Source organism: Nocardia sp. NPDC050713, assembly GCF_040654315.1.
Lineage (GTDB): Bacteria > Actinomycetota > Actinomycetes > Mycobacteriales > Mycobacteriaceae > Nocardia.
Genome location: NZ_JBFAHS010000013.1, coordinates 240,146 through 260,178, shown reverse-complemented (window position 1 = coordinate 260,178; position 20,033 = coordinate 240,146). Strand labels below are relative to the sequence as shown.

The window sequence follows — 20,033 nt, the reverse complement described above, 5'->3', positions numbered from 1 at the left end:
CCGGCCGAGGTGCTCGGCGACGAGAACGGCAAGGTCGTCGGTCTGCGCACCGAGCGCACCCAGCTCGACGGCACCGGCAACGTCAAGGGCACCGGCGTGTTCAAGGACTGGGACGTGCAGGCGATCTACCGCGCCGTCGGTTACCTGTCGCAGAACATCAACCAGCTGCCGTTCGACGACCAGGCGGGCACCGTGCCCAACGAGGCGGGTCGCGTCATCGCCGACGAGAACGCCGACGGCCCGGCGCGCTACATGCCCGCCACCTACGTGACCGGCTGGATCAAGCGCGGCCCGGTCGGCCTGATCGGCCACACCAAGGGCGACGCCAACGAGACCATCGCCTGCCTGCTCGACGACGCCCCCGGCTTCGCCCCGGCCGAGAACCCGGACCCGCAGGCCGTGACCGAGTTCCTCGAGGGCAAGGGCATCCCGTTCACCACCTGGGCGGGCTGGTACCGCCTCGACGCGCACGAGCGCGCGCTCGGCGAGCCCGAGGGCCGCGAGCGCGTCAAGGTGGTGGAGCGCGAGGACATGCTCCGCGCCAGCATGGGCGGGTAAACCTTCGCATGGTGTGGTTCTCCGCACCAGCACCTGCAACGGGACAACAGGGTCTGATCGAGCGCCATCACCGCACAGGAGCACCTACCGACAGGGGTAGGTGAGCCTGTGTGGAGACGGCGCACGAGCATGCCCTGTCTTCCGTCGGCAGGTACTACGTGCGGAGAAGGATGCAGTGAGCAGGTCTACCTGCCCCCGCCACCCCGCACTCCCTAGCAGGTGCTCTTGTGCGTAGCGGGCACACGAGCATGCCCTGTCTTTTTCCGTTGGCAGGTACCCCTTCGGAGAACCACAAGATGCAAAGGCACACCTGTCCCTGGCATTCTGTACAAGTGTTCGATGCCCATGTCCACATCATCGATCCGCGGTTTCCGCTGATCGAGAACGAGGGCTACCTGCCCGACCCGTACACCATCGCCGACTATCGAAAGCGTATGTCCCGCTTCGATATCGGTGGTGGCGCCGTGGTCAGCGCGTCGTTCCAGGGGACCGATCAGGCCTACCTGAAGGCGGCGCTAGCCGAACTCGGCGAAGGGTGGGTCGGTGTCACTCGGCTCGACTTGGACGCCTCGGACGAGGAGATCCTCGAACTCGACCGCGTCGGCGTGCGCGCGCTGCGCTTCAACCTCAAGCGCGCCGCCGCCGACATCACCCAGATGACGTTGCAGGCCCTGCGCGCCCACGAGCTGGCGGGCTGGCACGTCGAGCTGTACATGGACGGCCAGATGCTGGCCTCCTTGCAGCCGGTGATCTCCAAGCTGCCCGCCCTGTCGGTCGACCACCTCGGGATGTCGGAAGAGGGGCTGCCGTTCCTGCTCGACCTCGTCGATCGTGGCGCCCGGGTGAAGGCGACCGGCTTCGGGCGGGTGGCGATGAACGTCGCCGACACCCTGCGCCGCATCCACGCCGTGAACCCGCAGGCGCTGATGTTCGGCACCGATCTGCCCGGCACCCGGGCCGGACGCCCGTTCCGTGACTCCGACGTCGATTTGATCTGCGATGTGGTCGGCGTCGACATGTACGCGGTCCTGGAGGACAACGCCCGCTCCTTCTACCGGCTTCCCGCCAGGGAGCGCGCGGAGGAGGATCCCGCTCCTACGCTGCCGCTGCACCGCACCGAGCAGCCGACGCTGCCCCTGCGCCGCGACGAACTGCCGAAAGCCGCACCGGCGGATACCATTCCGTTCCGTGTGATCGAGTGAGTCGTTAGCTCCGGGGTAACTCGCGCGTCGAATTGCGCTGCGGCGCAAGGGCGTCCGCATCCGCCGACACCGTCGAGCCGACGAGCCGATATGGTCGAGGTCGATGAGGTTTGGCAACGAGTGGCTGCGACTCGGTCGGTTCTTCCCGTCGCGGCGAACAGCACGTACCCCGAGCACGCGGCCCCTGGAGCTTCCGCGGAGCAACGCGACTCTTCTCCTCCTGCTCGCCTGCGCGGTCACCGCGGTGACGCTGCTCTTCACCACCGTCGATCCGTGGCTGGACAAGGCGGGCATTCTGGTCGGCGGGCTCGATGTGCACGTCTACCGGGACGGCGCCTGGCGCATCCTGCACGACCGGCCGCTCTACTCCGAACCCAGCCACCGCGGGCTGCTCTACACCTACACGCCGTTCTCGGCGATCGCCTTCATGCCGACGAATCTCATACCTTGGCGATTCCTGAGCCCCACCTGGCTGACGCTGAACCTCGGTGTCCTGTTCGGCTGCGTCATGATGAGCTGGCGGCTGCTCGGCTACCGGTGGACCGCGCGACTGGCGGCGGCGAGCGCCCTGATCGCGCTCACCTGCGCCTTCGTCGAACCGGTCCGCACCACGCTGTTCTACGGGCAGATCAACCTCATGCTGATGCTGCTCGTGCTCTGGGTCTTCTCGCGTGACGAGCACGCCAAGCTCCGGGGCGCGGGTGTCGGCGTCGCCGCGGGCATCAAACTGGTGCCGCTGTACTTCGTCGTCCAGTTGCTCGCGTTGCGGCAATGGCGTTCGGCGGCCACGGCGGCGCTGACCTTCCTCGGCTCCATCGTCCTGACCTGGCTCGTGCTACCCGCCGATTCTCGTGAGTACTGGACTTCGACGTTCTTCCAGTCCGAGCGCATCGCGCCGGACAGCCATCCCGCCAACCAATCCCTGCGCGGGGTCATCGCCCACCTGCTGCACGGTCCCGCGCCGCTGTGGTTGTGGTTGCTGCTCGCACTGCCCATGTTTGCCGCCGGGCTGGTTCTCGCGACCGCGCTGCACCAGCACGGTGAACGGCTCCTCTCGGTCACGCTCGCGGGCCTGACCTCCTGCGTCGTCTCGCCGTTCTCGTGGGGGCACCACTGGGTGTGGTTCGTTCCGTTGCTCGTCTACCTGATGCATCGGGCGCAGGCCAACCCGCGCTGGTGGTACGCCGCCGCCCTCCTCTACCTCTCGATCGGCGGCTGGGCCTACCACTGGAGCGAAACCTGGGTCAGCGTGGGCGTTTTCCTGCTGCCGCCGTCGTGGCCGATCGCGCCGGTGCTGATGAACATGTACGTGATCGCGTACCTGGTCGCGCTGGGCGCGATCGCCGTGCTGGTCCGCCGCCGCGACCAGGCGAGCACCTGCGAGCACGTCACGGATTCGGCCTGCGAGGATCCGGATTCGGCCTGCGTATCCGCTCGCTGCTGAAAGGCTCCTGACGCGATCTCGGCTGCGGCAGCCCGTGGCGCGTCGACGGGGGCGATGATGGTCGGCATGCGGATTGCAGATCGTTTGTGGGATTCAGTCGCCTCGCAGTTGGGACGACCGCACGGGATAGCCGGACGGGTGGTCGGCCGGATTCTCAACCGCGGTAACTACGCCACCGTGACCGCGGCGGTAGCGGCCGCGGAAGCGGCTCCGGGCGCGACGGTGGCCGATATCGGGTTCGGCGGCGGGATCGGGCTCGACCAGCTATTGGCGTCGGTCGGCGCGACGGGCGTCGTGCACGGCATGGAGATCGCGCCGACCATGCTCGACGAGGCGGCCAAGCGGTTCCGGTCCGAGCTCGCCGACGGCCGACTCGTGCTGCACACCGCCGCGATGGACGAAATACCCTTGCCCGCAGCCTCTCTGGATGCGGTGATCAGCACCAACACCGTCTACTTCATCGACGACCTCGCCCCGGCGTTCGCCGAGTTGGCGCGCGTGCTGCGCCCATCGGGCAGGGTGGTTCTCGGCATCGGCGACCCCGCCGACATGGCGCGAATGCCGTTCACCGCGAACCGCTTCCGGCTGCGTCCGATCGCGGAGATCACCGAGCAGCTCGCGGCCGCCGGATTGGTTGTTCGGGAGGATCGCCGTATCCGCAACGGCCGCATCGAGTTCCACCTGCTGATCTGCGAACACCGGTGACCCTTCGTTTCGCGCACCCGTGCGGTTCAGCGCTGCCCGGTGGGGCTGAGAAAAAATTTTCGCGGACAGCGATGATTCTTCCGGCGGTGCTCCGTCCTAATCGGTAGAACGCGCTACCAACCCGGCGCGACCGACCAGAAGGACCAGAAATGACCATCGCCAACCCCACCGCCACCTTCGCCACCGATGTCACCAACCGCCCCGGCAAGATCCGTAACCGCGTCCTGTGGACCCTGCAGATCCTGCTCGGCCTGTTCTTCATCATCGCCTCGGGCGGACCGAAGCTCGTGATCCCGAACACCTTGGCGGACAACGCCCCCGAGAATCTGACCATCCCCCTCGGGCTGCTCGTCTTCATCGGAATCGTCGAGGTCGCGGGCGGTATCGGCCTGATGGTGCCGCGACTCAGCGCCCTTGCCGCCGCGGGTCTGTCCGTGCTCACCGTGCTCGCCGCCGGGACACAGGCTTTCATCGCCGACAAGCCCTCGATGGCGATCTTCCCGCTGGTGCTCGCCGCGATCTTCGCCTGGATCGCCCACGAGCGCCGCGCGACCATCACCGATCTGCGCAACTCGCTCTCGCGATGACGAACCTATGAGCACGACCGGCGATCGGTGGTCCACCCACCGATCGCCGCTCGCGCGTTCCCGGATCGATCGCCCGTCGGGTTGGCGGCGATCGATCCAGCGGCCATCTGGTCCGCGGCGCCCCGCCTGGGCGCCGCACCAGATGGCCGTTCGATCATTCTTCGCCATCTTCAGAGGCGGCGCATCAGCTGTTCGTGTGGCCTGGGTTCGTTGCGGCGGAGCAGGATTGGAGCGGTGAGCGCCGTGGTTGCGGCGGTGCCGACTCCGGCGATGACGAGCGCGTTTCCTGCGCCGACTGCCAGCACCAGTGCCTGCGGCTGCCGTGTCGGCGACACACGAGGGGCGAGCCACGGCGCGCCAGTCAGCCGAGGGCCGCGGTGATCTTGCGGATCATCTCGGCCGCGGTCGGGCTGGGCGCGCCCTGGTGGGACTGGGTGGCCTGGACGGCGACGAGGACGGTGCTGCGGAAGTTCTCGGCCTCGGCCGGATCCTGCTTCGCGAGCAGGTTCACCGCCGCGGTCAGGGCAGGCAGCACCCGATCGGCGAGCTCGGCGACGGACTTGAAGTTCAGGTCGATGTCCTTCGACTTCGCGGCGAGCACGTGCCCGACCGAGCCGGTCGCGGAGAACAGAGCGATGGAGCCGTTGGTGGCGGCCTTGTGGGGCTTGCCCGCGGCGTCGGCGGCGGCCATCAGCGAGACGGCGCCGTACGCGGCGGTCCGCAGGGTGCTCTTGTCCTGGTCGGTGAGGGTGACGGTGGTGGACATGGTGTTCGCTCCTTTTAATTCGTTGTCCGTATCGGCGTGCGTCGTGCTCGCCGAGCGGGAACTGATCACGAAAGCAACAATCGCCCGCCCTGCTGACACCGGACCGTCACCGTGCTGACATGGCCTCTGACACCGTGCTGCGTCGAGCCGAACGGCAGTTCACGGGCAGGAACCGCGCAGCGCCCTATCGTGGAGTCATGCGGATCTCGGTGGCGGCGGACGAGTACGTCGGTGTGGCAAAAGAACTGGTCGAGGAGCTGAGCAAGCGCGGATTCGACGGCGTGCTGACGCACGGCGCGTTGTCGGAGACCGAGCGGGACGACTGGGCATGGGCCAGCGAGGCCGCGGCGCGCGATGTCGCCGAGGGGCGCGCCGACCAGGCGATCGTCTGCTGCTGGACCGGAACCGGCGCGTCCATCGCGGCCAACAAGGTGGCCGGGATCCGGGCCGCGCTGTGTGGTGACGCCGCGACCGCCGCGGGCGCGCGCAAATGGAACGACGCGAATGTGCTTGCGCTGAGCCTGCGTTCGACGTCGGCGGCCGAGCTCACCGAGATTTTGGACGCCTGGTTCGCGGGCGAGCCGAGCGCGGACGCGGCCGACCGGGCGAATATCGCGCACCTGGCCAAGATCGAACGGGGGTACTGAGTTCGGCGTGCGCGACAAGCTCGGCGTGCACGGCCTATTGACAGCATGCTGTCAAATATGACAGGATACTGTCATGATGACGAAGACGGTGCACACCGCGATCTACGACACGCTGGCCGACTGGGAGGTCGGGGCCGCCACCGCGCACATCAACAACCCGGCGTGGCAGGTCGCGCCCGGCACTTTCCAGGTCAGGACAGTCGGACTCACCCGCGAACCGATCACCACCAAGGGCGGCATGCGCGTCACGCCCGATCTCACACTGGACGAGCTGTCCCCCGCCGAGAGCGCGATGCTGATCCTGCCGGGCGCGGACACCTGGATGACCGGCGAACTCACCCCGTTCACCCAGAAAGCGCGTGCGTTTCTCGACGCGGGCGTCCCGGTCGCGGCCATCTGCGGCTCGACCTTCGGCCTGGCCAAGGAAGGTCTGCTCGACGACAAGGCGCACACCAGCAACGTCGCCGAGTTCCTCGCCTACAGCGGCTACGCGGGCGCCGACCGCTACGTGGAGCAGCCCGCGGTGACCGACGGCAACGTCGTCACGGCCTCGGCGAACGCGCCGTTCGAGTTCGCCCGCGAGGTGCTCGGGCTGCTCGGCGTCTACGAACCGCACATCCTCGAAGCCTGGTACCGGCTCTTCGCGCACAACGATGCGGCGGCCTACGCGGAACTCGACGCCTACGACAAGGCAGCATCGGGGGCATGACGCAAACACCGGAGCAGGAGCTGTTCAGCACCGCCGCGATCACCTCGTTCCGGCTCAACGGCCAGTTCCTCGCCATCGCCGAGGAACTGGCCAAACCCGCTGGCCTGACGGCGGCGTGGTGGCAGGTGCTCGGCGCGGTGCTGCAGGAGCCGCTGCCCGTGGCGGGCATCGCGCGCGCCATGGGCATCACCCGCCAGAGCGTGCAGCGCATCGCGGACCTGTTGGTGGACAAGGGACTCGCCGAATACCGCCCGAACCCCGCGCACCGCCGCGCCAAGCTGGTCGCCGTCACCGAGGAGGGCCACGCGGCGGTCCGGCGCATCAACCCGCGGCACGCGGTGTTCGCCGACCGCCTCGCCGCCGAGCTGGGCGCCGACGAATTCGCCCGCATCGTGGCGGCGCTGACCCGGCTGTCCGCCGCGGTCGACGCGATCACCGAGCGCGAGGGTCAGCCGTCACCGGAAACCGGGCGGGATGGCTCGCCGCCGAGCTAGGCGCGGAACTCGCACACCGTCGAAACGCTGACCCGGCGGCCCGCGGCCGACGTGATCACCGAACCCGAGGGCTTGCGGTCACCGGATTTCCGGCGCGATCTTTCGCGGCCGAGCTCGGTGCGGAGGAACTTGCCCGCATCCCGAGGCGCAGGCCCGGCCGTCCGCGACGCTCGACGCGATCGCCGCGTGCGGATCAGCGCACGCCGAAATTCGCGTCAGTCGAACGGCTTGTCGGTGCGACCGACCAAGTCCGCGACCGAATCGATGACGCTCGTCGGCCGGTACGGATACTGCTCGACCGACGCCCGCGTCGAGATGCCGCTGGTCACCAGGATGGTGCGCATGCCCGCCTCCAATCCGGAGATCACATCGGTGTCCATGCGGTCGCCGATCATCACCGTGGACTGCGAGTGCGCGCCGATGCGGCGCAACGCCGAACGCATCATGAGCGGGTTCGGCTTGCCGACGTAGTACGGCTCGCGGCCGGTCGCGCGGGTGATCAACGCGGCCACCGAGCCGGTGGCGGGCAGCACGCCCTCGCGGGACGGTCCGGTGGCGTCCGGGTTGGTGGCGATGAAGCGGGCGCCGCGTTCGACGAGCCGGATGGCGGTGGTGATGGCCTCGAAGGAGTAGGTGCGGGTCTCGCCGAGCACGACGTAGTCGGGGTCGCTGTCGGTCAGCACGTACCCGATCTCGTGCAGCGCGGTGGTGAGCCCGGATTCGCCTACCACGTAAGCGGTTCCGTTGGGGCGCTGATCGTCGAGGAAGGTCGCGGTGGCGAGGGCGGAGGTCCAGATGGCCTCCTCGGGGATGTCGAGCCCGCTCTTGCGCAGCCGCGCCTGTAGATCGCGGGGTGTGCGGATCGAGTTGTTGGTGAGTACGAGGAACGGCGTCTCGTTGGCACGTAGTTCGGCGAGGAACTCGTCGGCGCCGGGCACCAGATGCTCCTCGCTCACCAACACCCCGTCCATGTCGGTCAGGTAGGACAGGATCGGCTCGTTGTCAGCGTTCACCAGACAATTGTCGGCTATCCCGGCGCGCGAGGCATCGGACTCGGCGCAGATGCGGCCGGTCACACACTCGTGCGACACCGTGACTATGGTCGAAGCAGGCCGTGCGAGAACGGGGTGCGGAAGGCCGCACCGGCACAGCGAAGCGACAGGAGTGGCGCACATGGGTGATCTGAAGCTCGGGTACAAGGCGTCCGCGGAGCAGTTCGGGCCGCGCGAGCTGGTGGAGATCGCGGTGCTCGCGGAGGAACACGGCTTGGACAGCGCGTCGGTGAGCGACCACTTCCAGCCGTGGCGGCACAAGGGCGGCCACGCGCCGTTCTCGTTGGCCTGGATGGCCGCAGTCGGCGAGCGCACCAAGCGCATCCAGCTCGGCACCTCGGTGCTCACCCCGACCTTCCGGTACAACCCCGCGGTGATCGCGCAGGCCTTCGCGACCATGGGCTGCCTGTACCCGGGCCGCGTCATGCTCGGCGTCGGTACCGGCGAGGCGCTCAACGAGATCGCCACCGGCTACACCGGCGAATGGCCCGAATTCAAGGAGCGTTTCGCGCGGCTGCGCGAGTCGGTGGATCTGATGCGCGCGCTGTGGACCGGTGATCGCGTCGACTACGACGGCGAGTACTACCGGACCGTCGGCGCCTCCATCTACGACGTCCCCGAAGGCGGCATCCCGATCTACATCGCCGCGGGCGGCCCGCTGGTCGCGCGCTACGCGGGCCGCGCGGGCGACGGCTTCATCTGCACCTCGGGCAAGGGCATGGACCTCTACACCGAGAAGCTGATGCCCGCCGTCGCCGAGGGCGCCGCCAAGGTCGGCCGCACCGTCGAGGACATCGACAGGATGATCGAGATCAAGATCTCCTACGACACCGATCCCGAACTGGCGCGGGAGAATACACGCTTCTGGGCGCCGCTCTCGCTGACCGCCGAGCAGAAGCACAGCATCACCGACCCGATCGAGATGGAAGCCGCCGCCGACGCGCTGCCCATCGAGCAGATCGCCAAGCGCTGGATCGTCGCCAGCGACCCCGACGAGGCCGTCGCCCAGATCCAGCCCTACCTCGACGCGGGCCTCAACCACCTGGTCTTCCACGCCCCCGGCCACGACCAGCGCCGCTTCCTCGACCTCTTCCAGCGCGACCTGGCCCCCCGCCTCCGCAAGCTCGGATAGGAAGGCGTAGTCACACCTCCGAGCACGTGCCCGAGCAGGCCGGGTGCCGAGGACAGGGCGACGGAGCCGGTGCCGCGTCGGCGTATTCGCCGGCCGCCACCGGGATCCGCCTGCCACCACGACAGGGCGCTGCGCGACTTCCCGGAATCGCCGCAGCCGCTGCGGGCGACAATGCACCTAGGCCCGAACGGCCTCGACCAAGTCCGATGCCAGGAAGCTGATTGCGACAGCGATCTGCTCGGGGTCTCCGACTCCCTCTTCTGCGCGACCAGCCATGTTGGAGCCGGTAGCGGTGGGCCCGGTGGCGAACAATGTGTGAAGGTGGTCCACCGCCTCGTCGGTCACCTCGGCGCTGACCTCGTCGGCGAGCAGGCCGGTGAAGGACGCGGCCAGGTCTGCGGTTTGGAAGTGCGCCAGGATCCGGTAGATATCGTGGGCGTCTTTGTCTTTGAGACGATCGGGCTTCGGGTCGTTGATGCGCTCGGCGATCTTGTGACACTTGGCCACAAGTAATGCCGCAGGTCCGGCCACATTGGCAGCGATGACACGAGTGTCCCTCGGCGCGAGCGACGGAATGACCATCTCGCTGTAGTCGACGACGGCTGCTTCCAAGCCGCGGGCTCGCCGCATCGCCATCTTGTCGTGCGGTGGCTTGTCCACGCTGCGCGTACCCTTCTTCCCCGCAAGAGCTTCTGGGACCATGATGTCGACGGGAATACCGTCGCGACTCACCCAAGCTCCGGGTTGCCGTTGCTGCGGATTGGGAATGAAATTTGCCTTCTGCATGGCCGCGTCGATGGTCGGGTCCGGTCCGAGGCTTCGGGTGTCGAGCGCGACATCGCTGTCCTTGGTTGCCTCAGCGATGGCGACTTGGACGCCGCCGGTGTGCAGGTAGACCGCCTGGGCACCGATGACGATCACCGAGGACCTGTGCTCGACCAAAGCCTCGAGAGCATCCAGTAGCACGGTGCGTGTACGGACGAGCAGGTCGAACGAGCTAGAGACGGCGCCAAGATTGTTCATGCTTCTCCATCCACTCGAGCAGTTCTTTTGCTTCCGATGGTGCTCGGCCTGGCCCGTTGATCAGGTCGGTGGCGACCTGAGCCGCAGAGGCCATACGTATGCCTCGGGGGGCTACGTCACTTCGGGCGAGAAGGACAGGGTAGGCGGGTGCGGCGATCAGCACGTTGGCGCCGGTGTCGGTGGCCCGCAATCCCCAAGCGGCAGCGGCGCCTTCGGGGTCTTGGGCGTAGATCATCGCCGAGCGTGGCGGGGCATAGGACTCCCACTCCGCGGCCGCGATCGAACCAGTCACGGCGTATCCGGAGACCTCTGAACTGCTGACGACATCGAGGAACGCAGGCAGACCACGCGGCGCGATCCATCGTGTGATCTTGTTGGTGTGCAGGAACTGGTAGTCCTCGCTCCAACGGCGTAGCAGAGCTACCCAGTTCGGAACCGTCACACCGCTGCCCTCGCGGGCAATCAGGGCCTCCTGCTCGAGGAACTCCAACACTCGATACGCCGAGCCGGTCGCGACATCTGCGGTGTCGATGAGATGGCGAATCTTCCACGCTCTCTGGAAGTCGAGCAGAGCACGAACGACTTTCGCGGCAGGTTCCCCCTGAAGGGTGCCGCGTGGGCGTCCAGGCCCACGCCACGGATCGGTGTCGGCGCCGTTCGCGGAGATGAACACCGCCGCTTCGTCGGCCCGCAGCAGCATGTTGCCGGTCGCGTCCACATAGGAGATCCCTGCCTCTTCGAGGCGTCGGCGCGTTGAGGCGGACAAGTACCGCGCGACCAGCATGCCGCTACTGCCGGGCTGCCGGGAGGTGGCGGCGGTGAGCTGGTCGGCTAGCCGATGGACGTCGTGCGCACGCACGACGTTCTTGGTTTCGACCAGGAGAACGATGACGAGCCGGTTCGGCGCGTAGAGCCTGAATTCCGCGTCGTAGCCCCGGTCACCGCGAGGGGGATCTTGGATCCCGAGATCCCAGGTCGGCGGTAGTCGGTTCCGGATGGCGTTCGCAGCAACGGCGATCGCTTCTCTCTCATTCCGTGGGGGCTCGGTCCCCGTAGCAGGCATGTTCGGATAATACGCCGATTCCGTTCCGCACGGAGAACGGTAATTTCCTGAACGTTGCGTAAGTCGCGCTGACCACTCCGTCCGAATCAGGCGCGGGTCAGCGCGAAGATACGTAGATCGCGGGTGGTGCGATCGCGGTAGGCGGCGTACGCGCCGGTCACCTCGACGAACCGCTGGAAGATCGGCTCCTTGGCCGCGCCCTCGACCGGCGTCGCGATGACGGGGATGCGCTCGCCCGCGATGGCGACCGTCGCGTTCGGGTCGGCGAGCAGATTGGCCGTCCAGGCCGGGTGGTGCGCCTGGCCGAAGTTGCTGCCGATGACGTACAGCGTGCCGCCGTCGTGCACGTACAGCAGCGGCTGGGTGCGCGGCTGACCCGATTTGCGGCCCTTGGTGGTCAGCAGGATGACCGGCGCGCCGATCGGTCCCAGGATCGTGTACTTGGCGTCGGTACGTTCCAGCACCCGGCGATCCAGCGGCGTGATCTTGCGAATAACCCATGACCCCGGCTTGGTCGCGGCGAACTTGTTCGCCACGCGGGACAGAAGATTGGTGCGCGAACCCCACTGCCGGTCCGGGAACTGCGTCGTCATGGGCCGGAATATACCGGCGCGACCGGGTTCGGCGGAGCGCCCGCGTCGCCCGACGAGCCCGGCTCATCGCCTCGGCGATCGAAAGTGATTTCCCGAATATTTGCCATCGGTTGGCCGGGCACCGGCGTGTCGGCTCACTAAGCTCGGGCTCATGGTCGAATCCGCTCCGTCCACCGTCTACATCGCCTCGCCGGAGGGCGACACCGGAAAATCGACGGTCGCGCTCGGCGTGCTGCAGATGCTGTGCGCCACCACCGCGCGGGTCGGGGTGTTCCGGCCGATCACCCGCTCGACCAGCGAGCCCGACTACATCCTGGAGCTGCTGCTCGAGCACAGCACCGCGGACATCGACTACGCCCAGGCCGTCGGCGTCACCTACGAACAGGTGCACGCCGATCCGGACGCCGCGATCAGCGAGATCGTGATGCGCTTCCACGACGTGGCCAAGGCCTGCGACGCGGTGGTGGTGATCGGCAGCGACTACACCGACGTGGCGAGCCCCAGCGAGCTGCGCTTCAACGCCAGGATCGCGGTGAATCTCGGCGCGCCGGTGCTGCTCGTGGTGCGCGGCGCCGATCGCAGACCGGACGAGATCAAGCAGCTCGTCGAGCTGTGCGCGAGCGAATTGCAGCAGGAGCACGCGGCGCTGATGGCGATCGTCGCGAATCGCTGCGATCCGGACGAGTTGAGCGAGATCTGTTCCTTGCTCGACGGTTTCGATGTGCCGTCCTGGTCGCTGCCGGAAGTCCCGTTGCTGATCGCGCCGACGATGGCCGAGCTGTGCGAGGCGGTCGGCGGCGAAATGTACAGCGGCGACGCGGAACTGTTGCAGCGCGAGGCGCTGAAGGTGATGGTCGGCGGCATGACGGCCGAGCACATCCTGGAGCGTCTGGTCGACGGCGTGGTGGTGATCGCGCCGGGCGACCGCTCCGACGTGCTGCTCAGCGTGGTGAACGCCCATGAGGCCGAAGGCTTTCCGTCGCTGTCCGGCCTGATCATGAACGGCGGCATGCTGCCCCATCCCGCGGTCGCGCGACTGATGGCGGGCCTGAAGCAGAAGCTGCCGATCCTCACCACGAGCCTGGGCACCTACGACACGGCCAGCGCCGCGTACCGCACGAGGGGCCGGATGTCGGCGGGCAACCCGCGCAAGGTGAACACCGCGCTCGCCCTGATGGAACAGCACGTGGACGCGCCGGAATTGTTGCGGCGCATCAGCGTTCCGCGTACCTCGGTGGTGACACCGCAGATGTTCGAGTACCAGCTGATCGAGCAGGCCAGGGCCGATCGCAAGCGGATCGTGCTGCCCGAGGGCGACGACGATCGGATCCTGCGCGCGGCAGGCCGTGTGCTGCAGCGCAAGATCGCCGACCTGGTCATCCTCGGTGACGAGTCCGCCATCCGCGCCAGGGCCGCCGAACTCGGCGTCGACATCTCCGAGGCCGAGGTGCTCGATCCGCGCACCTCCGGCTACCTCGACGAATTCGCCGCCGAATACACCGAATTGCGCAAGCACAAGGGCATGACGCTGGAGCGCGCCCGCGAGACCATCGCCGACATCTCCTATTTCGGCACCATGATGGTCTACAAGGGCATCGCCGACGGCATGGTCTCCGGCGCGGCGCACACCACCGCGCACACCATCCGGCCCTCCTTCGAGATCATCAAGACGGTGCCGGGCGTCTCCACCGTCTCCAGCGTGTTCCTGATGTGCCTGGCCGACCGGGTGCTCGCCTACGGCGACTGCGCCGTCGTCCCGGACCCGAGCTCGGAGCAGCTGGCCGATATCGCGATCTCCTCCGCGCAGACCGCCGCGCGCTTCGGCATCGACCCGAAGATCGCCATGCTGTCCTACTCCACCGGCGAATCCGGCAGCGGAGCCGACGTGGACAAGGTACGCGTCGCGACGAAACTGGTCCGCGAGCGCGCGCCGGAACTCTTGGTGGAGGGCCCGATTCAATACGACGCGGCGATCGAGCCGACGGTCGCCGATGCGAAGCTTCCCGACTCCGAAGTGGCCGGGCACGCGACGGTCTTCGTGTTTCCCGATCTCAACACGGGCAACAACACTTATAAGGCGGTGCAGCGCAGCGCGGGCGCCATCGCGATCGGCCCGGTTCTGCAAGGCCTGCGCAAGCCGGTCAACGACCTCTCGCGCGGCGCGCTGGTCGCCGACATCGTCAACACGGTGGCGATCACCGCCATCCAGGCGCAGGGGCAGTGACACCGGGCACCCGCCGGAACGGAACAAACGCGCGGTGACCCTGGTTGCCGCGGGTAGGGACGTCGCTCGCGGGCGAGGTCTCGAACAGACGCAGGAGGCATGATGAGCAACGACGACCTTGTGCTGGTGATCAACTCCGGTTCCTCGTCGATCAAGTACCAGCTGCTGGACCCGGAGACGGGTGCGGTGGCGGCCTCCGGTCTGGTGGAGCGGATCGGGGAGCGCGAGGGCGCCGTCGAGCATCGCGCGGGCGACCGCACCGTGGAACGTACCGAGCCGATCGCCGACCACAAGGCCGGATTGCAGCTGGTCTTCGATATTTTCGCCGAGACCGGCCACGACCTGACCGGTGCGGGTGTGCGCGCGGTCGGGCACCGGGTGGTGCACGGCGGCGAGGTGTTCTACGAGCCGACGCTGATCACCGACGACGTGGTCGAGGAGATCTCGAAGCTGTCCGCCCTTGCCCCCCTGCACAATCCGGCCAATGTCACCGGCATCGAGAGCACCAGGGAGCTGTTGCCCGGCGTGCCGCAGGTCGCGGTCTTCGACACCGCGTTCTTCCACGGCCTGCCGGAGGCGGCGCGGACCTACGCCATCGACGCGAAAATCGCCGCCGCGCATGGTATTCGCAGATACGGCTTCCACGGCACCTCGCACGAATACGTGTCAGGACGGGTCGCGGAGGTGCTCGATCGGGATCCGAATACCTTGCGCCAGATCGTCTTCCACCTCGGCAACGGTGCGTCCGCGTCGGCGATCCGCGGCGGGCGTCCGATCGACACCAGCATGGGGCTGACTCCGCTGGAGGGACTGGTGATGGGCACGCGGGGCGGTGACATCGACCCGGGCATCATCGGCCACCTGGTGCGCTCGGCGAACTTCGACGTCGACCGGATCGAGGAGCTGCTCAACCGCAATTCCGGTATCAAGGGCCTCTCCGGCGTCAACGATTTCCGCGAGCTGCGACGGCTGATCGACGCGGGCGACGCCGCGGCCCGGCTGGCCTACGACGTCTACATCCACCGGCTGCGCCGCTACCTCGGCGCGTACTTGATCGAGCTCGGCGGCGTCGACGCCATCACCTTCACCGCCGGTGTCGGCGAGAACAGCCCCCAGGTCCGCGCCGACGCCCTGGCCGGTCTGTCCGGTTTCGGCATCGAAGTCGACCCGGCGCGCAACAACGCCGCCGACCGCACCGCCCGCCTCATCTCACCACCGGACGCACCCGTCGCCGTCCTGGTGGTGCCGACCAACGAGGAACTGGCCATCGCCCGCGCCGCGAGCCAGATCGTCGAGGACTAGAAAACCTCACGGAATCCTCAGGGTCGGTGCGCCAGCATAGAAGGCGGATCGGGGTCGCCAGGTATCCGGGCCGACCCGCGGGCCGTCGGGAGCGATGCCCTCGCCTCCCTCCAGCCGCTCCGGCTGCCCCCGGAACGGCGCGGCCCGCGGGCTCCCCGGACGCCGACTGCTCCCGCGCCCGGATCCGCCCCGGCCGCCGTGCACTCCGATCAGAACTTGGCTCGGAGTCCGGCCAGGACGATCTTCATTCCGTCGCGGAATTCGATTTCCGGATCTCCGGCGGCGGCCGCGTGGGCGATCTCGATCAGTCGGGGGAATCGGTCGGCGGGTAGTTGTGCGACGCGTTCGGTGGCAGCGGCGCGGTCTCTATCGGCGGGTGCCGAGAGGGGGTTGGTGAGTTCGGCTTGGGCGAAGCCGGTCACGAAGCCGGATACCGCGCGGAAGGCGACCAGCAGATCGAGCCCTGATCTTCCGGAGTCGGCGAGAGCCTGCAGCAGCGCCTCGGCGGGTGTCAGGGTGGGGACGTCGAAGCTGCGCCGGGTCAGGATCAGTGGGATGGCGTGCGGGTGCGCGCGCACTGTACGCCAGATGGCCTCGGCGATCGCGAAAACGCGCGTCTCCCAATCGCCGCCCTCCTCGGTCCACTGCGTCTCGGTCATCACGGCCTCGGTGACCAATTCTTCGAGACCCTCGCGACCGTCGACGTAGTTGTAGATCGTCATCGCCCCCGTCCCGAGTTCGGCGGCGAGGTTGCGCATGGTCAGACCGGCGAGTCCCTGCTCGTCGACCAGCGCCAGGGCGGCCGTCTGCAGCTGCTCCCGGCTGAACTTTCTAGGTGCCGGCATGAGCCTCCCTTGTTTAAGTACGTTGTACGTGATTGACTGATCGTCGTTCACGTACAACGTACCCAAACGGAGGGTCGCATGACGATTCGCACTACATTCCCGTCCGGAGCAGACGAATGCGCGGCATGGCTGACGCTGCCCGAGCGCCCCGGTCCGCACCCGGCTGTCGTTCTCGTCCACGGCGGCGGCGCGACACACGAGATGATGCTCGCGCAGTACGAGAAGTGGTTCTCACAGGCCGGGTTCGCGGTGGTGGCCTTCGACTTTCGTCACCTCGGCGAATCGGGCGGTCATCCACGCCAGCTGGTGAGCCAGCGTCGCTACGCCGAAGATGTCGACGCCGCACTGGCTTTCGCCCGCTCCAGGCCCGAACTGGATCCGCACCGGATCGCGCTCTGGGGCACCTCCTTCGGCGCCAGTCACGTCCTTGCCGCAGCCGCCCGCCACCACGATCTGCGTGCCGCGGTCGTCCAGTGCCCGGTCTTCAGCGGGCGTGCCGTCGTGTCCCGAGCGGGAGTGCGGCATCTCCTGCGGTTCACGGCCCCGATCGCCGCCGACCTGACACGCGCCGCACTCCGACGGCCACGCCGCTACGTCCCACTGGTCGGAAAACCGGGCGAACCAGCATTCGTGAACCAGCCCGGCGCCCTCGAAGGATGGCAGTCGGTAATGCCACCGGGGTACCGCTTCGACAATCGGATCACGGCGGCCTCCGGACTCGGCATGCTGTTCTACAACGCCGCATCCGCCGCTCCCCGCGTACGCTGCCCGTTGCTGGTGTGCGCCAGCGAACGGGAGAACCTCATCGATCCCGCTATCGCCGGACGGGTGGCCGCCACCGCGCCGCAGGCCGTTCTGAAGCACTACGACGCCGACCACTTCACCGTCTATCACCCGCCGGCGGTCGAGCAGATCGTCGCCGACCAGATCGACTTCCTGACCACCCACCTCACCCCGGACGCATAACCACCACCGCTGTCGAGCCTCCAGCCTCGGACCCCAGGCACGTGGTTCGAGGCCGCAGACTCCCTTGACTACCGCAGCGCTGAAACATCGACGCGCGATGGAGAGCGAGAATCCGCCGCGGCGCCGGGTCTGTCAGAACCAGGTTTTGGCGCGGATGGAGTTGGCGAGGTCGACGAGGGCGTAGCGGTGTTTGCGGCCGGGGGCGTGGCGGGCGAGGGCGCGGAGGCCGGATTCGGTGCCGTCGCGTAGGTCGCGTTCGGTGAACGTGGCGCCTAAGAGCTTGGCGTTCGGGCGTTTCGGGGTGTTGCCTGCTTGCAGCCAGGCCAGGGCGGCGCCGAGGACGAGCACACGCATCTGCGGTGTGCGACTCTCACCGGGGGGCAGTGCCTGCACCCGCGAGGCCGTCAAGTGCAGTGTCGACTCGTCGAGCTCGGCGACCGGAGACGCGGTGAGCAGCAACAGCACCGCGGTCATCCGCGCCACGGTGTAGCAGCGCGCGGATGTGGCCACCTCGTCCAGCGCGTCCACCGCGGCTTCGACCTCGCCCGCGGCGGCCAGCTGCCTGGCCAGCCCGAACGCCGCGCTCACCACCGCGCGGTCGGTGCGCCAGACGGTGCCGTAGAACTTCTCCGCGTAGGCGCGCCACTGCTCGGGATCCGGCGAATCCCAGTGCTGCAAAACGAGTTCGGCGGTGGCGGCGAGGGCGAGCTTGGGCGCGATCTCGCCGGGCAGCACATGCAGCACGGCCTCGAATGCCGCGAAGGCGCGCTCGTAGTTCTGCTCCCGCAGCTCCGCGAGCCCGGTGTACCAGTCGATGCGCCAGTCGTAGGTCCGGATGCGGGACAGCAGGTACAGCGCCGCCGCCGACTCGCCCATGTCCAGCCGCACCCGCGCCTCGGCGAGCGAGAGCTCCAGATCCCAAGTCTCGGGGGCGTTCTCGGGGTCGGCGGCCGCCCGATCCCGCGCCTCCTCGAGGGCGTCCAGCGCTTGGCGCGGCTCCGGGTGTACCGCGGCGGCGAGCAGGGGAGCGGAGGGGTCGGCGGGGTCCATCAGCGGAATCGGCAGCGCGGCGGCGATTTCCGAGGCTTGCAGCAGGCTGCTGCGGCCTATGCCGTCGGCGTAGGCGTCGGTCTGCCTGATCAGTTCGTCGGTGCCGAAGCTGGTGCGCTGTGGACTGAACACTGTGGACAACTGTGGATGCTCGGTGCCGGTGTCCAGCGCGAGGATCTCCCGCAGCACGCCCGCCAGCTGCGCGGCCATCGCGCGGGCCGAGCCGAACCGGCGCGCCGGGTCGGGATCGGTGGCGCTGAGCAGCAGCCGGTGGAAGAACTCGTAGCGTCGCAGCACGGGATGCTCGGCGGGATCCGGGATTCCGTCCTGGTAGCGGCCGCGCTCCATGGGCATGTTCAGGGTGAGCACCGCCAGCGTGCGGCCGACCGTGAAGATGTCGGAGGCCACCGTCGGACCGGTCTTGGCGATCTCGGGCGCCTGGAAACCCCTGGTGCCGTAAAGGTTTCCGTACGCCTCGATGGTGGAGACCGCGCCGAGGTCGATCAGTTTGACCTGGTCCTCGGTGATCATGATGTTGTCCGGCTTGAGGTCGTTGTAGGTCAGGCCGATCGAATGCAGGTAGTCCAGCGCGGGCAGGATCTCCAGCACGTACGCGATCGCCTCGGCGACCGGCATCCGCGCGGGCCGTTCGAAGGTGTCCAGGACCGCGCGCAGCGACTGCCCGCCGACGTACTCCATCACGATGTAGCCGATGGGCGAGCCGTCCGAACCGGGATGCTCGACGAAGTTGTGGATCTTGACGATGCTGGGATGGGCGACCTCGGCGAGGAATTGGCGCTCGGCCACCGCCACGGCCTGCGCCTCCGCGTCGCCCGCGTGCAGCAGGCCCTTGAGCACCACCCACCGGTCGCTGACATTGCGGTCGATGGCGAGGTAGATCCAGCCGAGTCCGCCGTGCGCCAGGCAACCCTGGATCTCGTACTGGCCGGACACCATGTCGCCAGGGTGCAGCGACGGACGGAAATCGTAAGGCGCCTCGCAGGTCTCGCAGGTGCCGACCGTCGTCGACGGACGCACGGCGGTGGCTCGGCCCACGGGATTGCCGCAGCGCCAACAGAAGCGCCTGCCCTCGGACACCACCGGATCGGTGAGCACGGCCGACATCGGATCTGTCGGCGGCACCGCCGGTATCGGCACCAGGCCGCCGCCGAGCCTGCGCATCGAAGGCCGAGAACGTGCGGTACGCACGCTACGACCCGAAGTGCGCGATGCACCACCGGAATCCGGCTCGGAGCGCCGGGTCTCGTCGAGGGCCGGGGCGGCCGTCGTGCCGGGCGGTTCCAGGGCGACCGCCATGGTGCCCGGCGGCTCGGGCGCGACCGCCACGGTGCCGGGTGGCTCGTCCGATCGGTTCGATTGCGGCGCTTCGATTTCCGGCGTGCTCGCCTCGGTCGGCACACCACCGTCGCCGGGCCTGGCCGGCCGGGTGTGCTCGTCTTCGGAGTCCGGGGACGCACTGGTCGTACCGGAATCTTCGCCGGAATCCCCTGCGCCACAGACCGACCCGGCCTCACCATGGTGATCAACCGGATCGGACCAGCGAATGGTCGGCGGCGCCTCGGACTCCCGTGACTCCGACCCGGACGGCACGGAACCACCAGCGGGCCGGTCGTCCTCCGGTCGCGGGAAGGGGTGGTATCGCGTCGTCAT

At 68.1% G+C, this 20,033-nt stretch carries 18 protein-coding genes and 1 pseudogene; 12 read left to right on the top strand and 7 right to left on the bottom strand.

The genetic code is table 11. From position 1 onward, the window contains the following. The 5 genes and pseudogenes from AB0H49_RS24220 to AB0H49_RS24200 all read left to right on the top strand — a co-directional run. Window positions 1–558 (top strand): annotated as a pseudogene (locus tag AB0H49_RS24220) (pyridine nucleotide-disulfide oxidoreductase); the annotation flags it as partial. A gap of 332 nt (window positions 559–890) precedes the next feature. After that, window positions 891–1,760, top strand: coding sequence for an amidohydrolase family protein (locus AB0H49_RS24215; protein ID WP_354998637.1), 870 nt, complete (start codon window positions 891–893; stop codon window positions 1,758–1,760). Between the two features lie 103 nt (window positions 1,761–1,863). Then, on the top strand, window positions 1,864–3,204 hold the full coding sequence (locus AB0H49_RS24210) for a glycosyltransferase 87 family protein (protein WP_357254547.1): 1,341 nt from the start codon (window positions 1,864–1,866) through the stop codon (window positions 3,202–3,204). A gap of 66 nt (window positions 3,205–3,270) precedes the next feature. Further along, entirely contained in the window at window positions 3,271–3,909 is a 639-nt protein-coding gene (locus AB0H49_RS24205) for a methyltransferase domain-containing protein (RefSeq protein WP_357254544.1), read from the top strand. Between the two features lie 149 nt (window positions 3,910–4,058). Next, window positions 4,059–4,496 (top strand): DoxX family protein, encoded by a 438-nt coding sequence (locus AB0H49_RS24200; RefSeq protein ID WP_357254543.1) that lies wholly within the window; start codon window positions 4,059–4,061, stop codon window positions 4,494–4,496. Between the two features lie 361 nt (window positions 4,497–4,857). Here the strand turns inward: AB0H49_RS24200 and AB0H49_RS24195 are convergent, their stop codons facing one another. Beyond that, window positions 4,858–5,262, bottom strand: coding sequence for a hypothetical protein (locus tag AB0H49_RS24195; RefSeq protein WP_354998641.1), 405 nt, complete (start codon window positions 5,260–5,262; stop codon window positions 4,858–4,860). 197 nt (window positions 5,263–5,459) lie between these two features. On the opposite strand from AB0H49_RS24195, the gene AB0H49_RS24190 reads away from it, so the two are divergent. From AB0H49_RS24190 to AB0H49_RS24180, 3 genes are all read left to right on the top strand, one after another. Then, entirely contained in the window at window positions 5,460–5,909 is a 450-nt protein-coding gene (locus AB0H49_RS24190; protein ID WP_357254540.1) for an RpiB/LacA/LacB family sugar-phosphate isomerase, read from the top strand. A 76-nt stretch (window positions 5,910–5,985) separates the two neighbouring features. Further along, on the top strand, window positions 5,986–6,618 hold the full coding sequence (locus AB0H49_RS24185) for a type 1 glutamine amidotransferase family protein (RefSeq protein ID WP_357254577.1): 633 nt from the start codon (window positions 5,986–5,988) through the stop codon (window positions 6,616–6,618). Then, complete coding sequence (locus AB0H49_RS24180) at window positions 6,615–7,112, top strand: MarR family transcriptional regulator (RefSeq protein WP_357254539.1); 498 nt, start codon at window positions 6,615–6,617, stop codon at window positions 7,110–7,112. The genes AB0H49_RS24185 and AB0H49_RS24180 overlap by 4 nt, the downstream gene beginning before the upstream one ends. Window positions 7,113–7,327: 215 nt before the next feature. Here AB0H49_RS24180 and AB0H49_RS24175 read toward each other — a convergent pair whose 3' ends face one another. Continuing rightward, complete coding sequence (locus tag AB0H49_RS24175; RefSeq protein WP_354999024.1) at window positions 7,328–8,083, bottom strand: HAD-IIA family hydrolase; 756 nt, start codon at window positions 8,081–8,083, stop codon at window positions 7,328–7,330. Window positions 8,084–8,285: 202 nt separating this feature from the next. Here AB0H49_RS24175 and fgd point away from each other — a divergent pair, with 202 nt between their 5' ends. Further along, the gene (gene fgd, locus AB0H49_RS24170) at window positions 8,286–9,296 is read left to right on the top strand and encodes a glucose-6-phosphate dehydrogenase (coenzyme-F420) (RefSeq protein WP_357254536.1); all 1,011 of its coding nucleotides are present in this window, start codon (window positions 8,286–8,288) and stop codon (window positions 9,294–9,296) included. A gap of 177 nt (window positions 9,297–9,473) precedes the next feature. Here fgd and AB0H49_RS24165 read toward each other — a convergent pair whose 3' ends face one another. The 3 genes from AB0H49_RS24165 to AB0H49_RS24155 all read right to left on the bottom strand — a co-directional run bounded on the left by AB0H49_RS24165 (window position 9,474) and on the right by AB0H49_RS24155 (window position 11,975). Continuing rightward, window positions 9,474–10,319 (bottom strand): GSU2403 family nucleotidyltransferase fold protein, encoded by an 846-nt coding sequence (locus AB0H49_RS24165; RefSeq protein ID WP_357254533.1) that lies wholly within the window; start codon window positions 10,317–10,319, stop codon window positions 9,474–9,476. After that, the gene (locus tag AB0H49_RS24160) at window positions 10,294–11,178 is read right to left on the bottom strand and encodes a hypothetical protein (protein ID WP_357254531.1); all 885 of its coding nucleotides are present in this window, start codon (window positions 11,176–11,178) and stop codon (window positions 10,294–10,296) included. The genes AB0H49_RS24165 and AB0H49_RS24160 overlap by 26 nt, the downstream gene beginning before the upstream one ends. Window positions 11,179–11,468: 290 nt before the next feature. After that, window positions 11,469–11,975: a nitroreductase/quinone reductase family protein gene (locus AB0H49_RS24155; RefSeq protein ID WP_357254530.1), complete on the bottom strand. Its 507-nt coding sequence runs from the start codon at window positions 11,973–11,975 to the stop codon at window positions 11,469–11,471. 151 nt (window positions 11,976–12,126) lie between these two features. Between AB0H49_RS24155 and pta the strand changes: the two genes are divergently transcribed. Together pta and AB0H49_RS24145 are read left to right on the top strand one after the other, a co-directional pair. Next, a complete protein-coding gene (pta, locus tag AB0H49_RS24150) occupies window positions 12,127–14,199 on the top strand; it encodes a phosphate acetyltransferase (RefSeq protein ID WP_357254527.1) in 2,073 nt (690 codons plus the stop codon). A 102-nt stretch (window positions 14,200–14,301) separates the two neighbouring features. Then, on the top strand, window positions 14,302–15,501 hold the full coding sequence (locus AB0H49_RS24145; protein WP_357254525.1) for an acetate kinase: 1,200 nt from the start codon (window positions 14,302–14,304) through the stop codon (window positions 15,499–15,501). A gap of 209 nt (window positions 15,502–15,710) precedes the next feature. Here the strand turns inward: AB0H49_RS24145 and AB0H49_RS24140 are convergent, their stop codons facing one another. After that, window positions 15,711–16,346: a TetR/AcrR family transcriptional regulator C-terminal domain-containing protein gene (locus AB0H49_RS24140; RefSeq protein ID WP_357254523.1), complete on the bottom strand. Its 636-nt coding sequence runs from the start codon at window positions 16,344–16,346 to the stop codon at window positions 15,711–15,713. Between the two features lie 78 nt (window positions 16,347–16,424). Between AB0H49_RS24140 and AB0H49_RS24135 the strand changes: the two genes are divergently transcribed. Continuing rightward, entirely contained in the window at window positions 16,425–17,312 is an 888-nt protein-coding gene (locus tag AB0H49_RS24135; RefSeq protein ID WP_354998652.1) for an alpha/beta fold hydrolase, read from the top strand. Between the two features lie 132 nt (window positions 17,313–17,444). Here the strand turns inward: AB0H49_RS24135 and AB0H49_RS24130 are convergent, their stop codons facing one another. Continuing rightward, window positions 17,445–20,033 carry a tetratricopeptide repeat protein gene (locus AB0H49_RS24130; RefSeq protein ID WP_357254519.1) on the bottom strand — a complete coding sequence of 863 codons (2,589 nt, stop codon included), beginning with the start codon at window positions 20,031–20,033 and terminating at the stop codon, window positions 17,445–17,447.